Annotated in this window: 3 protein-coding genes; all 3 read left to right on the plus strand. The window is 68.3% G+C overall.

Annotated features, from left to right (window positions below; translation table 11 throughout):
- Nucleotides 1-945 (plus strand): tyrosine-type recombinase/integrase (locus FRW57_RS19955; RefSeq protein WP_152186873.1); only part of this gene is annotated, 945 nt, incomplete at its 5' end.
- Complete coding sequence (locus tag FRW57_RS19960) at nucleotides 942-1,280, plus strand: helix-turn-helix domain-containing protein (RefSeq protein WP_152186874.1); 339 nt, start codon at nucleotides 942-944, stop codon at nucleotides 1,278-1,280. The genes FRW57_RS19955 and FRW57_RS19960, both read left to right, overlap by 4 nt.
- A 134-nt stretch (nucleotides 1,281-1,414) precedes the next feature.
- A complete protein-coding gene (locus FRW57_RS19965; RefSeq protein WP_203230443.1) occupies nucleotides 1,415-2,725 on the plus strand; it encodes a hypothetical protein in 1,311 nt (436 codons plus the stop codon).
- The last annotated feature ends 115 nt before the right edge of the window (nucleotides 2,726-2,840 follow it).

The following is a 2,840-nucleotide window of genomic DNA, read 5'->3' on the forward strand; positions in this document are numbered from 1 at the left end:
TCCTTCCCGTGGCAGTGGACGGCCGCGGACGTGGAGGACTTCACCGCCAGCTTGATGTCTGGAGGGGACCGGCTGGCTCCCTCGACGATCCGCGGCTACCACCTGACGTTGCGGATGTTCTGCGACTATCTGCTCGATGGCCGCTACGGCTGGGTCGGGCAGTGCGAGGAGCGGTTCGGGCAGCTTCCGTCGCAGGTCTGCCACGACTACAACACCGCGGCGCACCTGGTGGAGTATGAGGGGCTGCCCGCGCGTCGACCGTTCACCTACGAGGAGTTGCAGACGTTGTTCGACTTCCTCGATTCGCGGGTGGAGGTGATCGCCGGCTCGGGCCGCAAGGGCGCTTTGGCGGCGTTGCGGGACGCGGTGATGGTCAAGACGGCCTACGCGTTCGGGCTGCGCCGCCGTGAGCTGTGCTACTTGGATGTGGCTGACCTGCGGCCGAACCCGAGCATGCCGCGGTGGGGCAGTTTCGGCGCGTTGCACGTGCGTTACGCCAAGTCCAGCCGCGGCAGCGCACCCCGCAGGCGCACGGTGCTGGCGGTGCCGGAGTTCGACTGGGCCATCGACGGGTTGCGGCAATGGGTGCAGCAGGCTCGTCCGTTGCTGGGGCCGGGGCCGCGCCAGGAACTGTGGCTGACCGAGCGCAGTCAGCGGGTGTCGGTTAAGACGATCGACCACCGTTTCGCGGCCTTGCGCGGGCAGGCTGGGCTCCCGAAGGAGTTGACGCTGCACTGTTTGCGGCACTCGTATGTGACCCACCTGATCGAGTTCGGCTACCCCGAACGGTTCGTCACGGAACAGGTGGGCCACTCGTATGCCTCGACCACCGCGATCTACACGTCGGTGTCCAACGACTTCAAGACCAAGACCCTGCAGGCCGCGCTCGAGCGCGTCTACTCAAGCGACGGCGACGCGGCACCCGCCGTCCGGGAGGAAGCATGACCAGCAAACTCGTGATCCGTTGGAACCTGCGCCAGTTGATGGCAGAGAGCGGCATGTTCGCCACCACTGACCTGGTCGAGCCGTTGCGCCAGCGCGGCGTGGACATCTCCCGGCAGATGGTTCACCGGGTGGTCACCAAGGCGCCCCAACGGATCAACCTGGACCTGCTCGCGGCACTGTGTGACGTGCTGGGCTGCACGCCCAACGACCTGTTGGAGCTGCGCCACGAGCAGACCGAGGGCCCGCGTGCGGTCAACGACAGCGGCCCCGGTATCGGGGACCTGCGTCCGATCCGGGCCACCGTGCGGCGGCCCGGGCCCGTTGCGGGCGAGTGAGCGGGCACGAGGACGATCGCGTCTGCTTCGATTGCGGCGGCGTGAGCAGGCTGACCCGGCTGCCGCACGGATACCTGTGCCTGCGGTGCCGCCGCCGGCGCCATTACCATCCGCAGAGCTGTCCGGGATGCGGCGTGGTCCGCCCGGTCGTCTACCTCGTGGAGGGCCGGGTGGTCTGCGCGTCCTGCGCCGGGATGAGGTCGCTGTTCGCCTGCCGTGAGTGCGGCCGCGAGGATCACCCCTACGGCTCCCGTTGCGCGCGCTGCACCTTGCGCGAACGCCTCACCGAGCTGCTCACCGACCCAGGCACGGGGCAGATCCATGCCCGGCTGCGTCCCGTCTTCGACGAACTGGCCGGATCCGACCGGCCCCAGACCACCATCTGGTGGTTGCGCAAGAAGCCGGGTGTCGGTCCTCGTCTGTTGCGACAGATGGCCCGAGGCGAGGTCGACATCAGCCACCACACCTTCCGGAACCTGCCCTCCGACCGGGCCCACGACTACCTGCGCACCCTGCTGGCTGCGCTGGACGTGCTGCCCCCGTTCGAGATCCGCATCGAACGGATGCCGCCTTGGATCGACGAGGTCACCAGCGGCCTGACCAGCGAGCATGAGGCCCTGATCCGCCAGTTCGCCCACTGGCAGGTCCTGCGCGAGATGCGCACTGCCGACCACCAGGACCGGCTCACCCAAACCATGGCCAACGGGGCGCGCCGACGCATCCGGGTCGCGATCGAGTTCCTGGCCTTCCTGGACCGCCACGGGCGAACCGCGGCCACCGCGAACCAAGACCTCCTGGAGCGGTACCACCAGCACGTCGGTCGCACCCTGAAATACGAGCGAACCTTCCTGGCGTGGCTGCGGGAGAGCCGTATCAACACCACCTTGCGGGTCGCGCACGTCTTCGTGCCGCCGCCGGCAGTGACCGTGTCCGACGAACAACGGTGGGCCACCGTTGAGCGGCTCCTGCACGACGCGTCCCTGCGCCGCTACACCCGCATCGGTGGGCTGTTCACTCTGGTGTTCGCCCAACCCCTCTCACGCATCGTGGCCATGCGCACCCGGCAAGTCACGATCGACATTGAGGGCCGCGTCCACGTGAACTTCAAGCAGACCCCGATCCAGATGCCGCCCGTCCTGGACGACCTGATCCGCGAGCACCTGTCCCACCGCGGCAAGAGCCTGCACGCCTCACGCGCCAACGGCTGGCTGTTCCCCGGGGGCAACCCCGGCAGGCCGCTGACCACCGAGAACATCCGAGCCCAGCTCGTGCAGATCGGCATGAAGCCCTACGAGGGGCGCAAGGCCACCCTGTTCCAACTCGCCGCTTCCATGCCGGCGCCCGTCCTGGCCGAACTCCTGGGAATCACCCAGAACAACGCCGCCGACTGGGCCAGACTCTCCGCCCGCGACTGGACCGGCTACATCGCCGACCGCGCCCGCTGACCACCCGCCGGACACTTCCGCCCTGCTGACCATTCGGGGCGCCACCGCCAACGTCGCCAGCCCACGATGGGGGGCTTGGCATTCGCTCCAACCGAATACGACCCCTCCACCAATC

Origin of the sequence: Segeticoccus rhizosphaerae, from assembly GCF_009192725.1 — a bacterium.
Lineage (GTDB): Bacteria > Actinomycetota > Actinomycetes > Actinomycetales > Dermatophilaceae > Segeticoccus > Segeticoccus rhizosphaerae.

Coding starts and splice junctions, on each gene's coding strand:
- FRW57_RS19960 (WP_152186874.1), top strand. CDS start 942: ATGACCAGCAAACTCGTGATCCGTTGGAACCTGCGCCAGTTGATGGCA.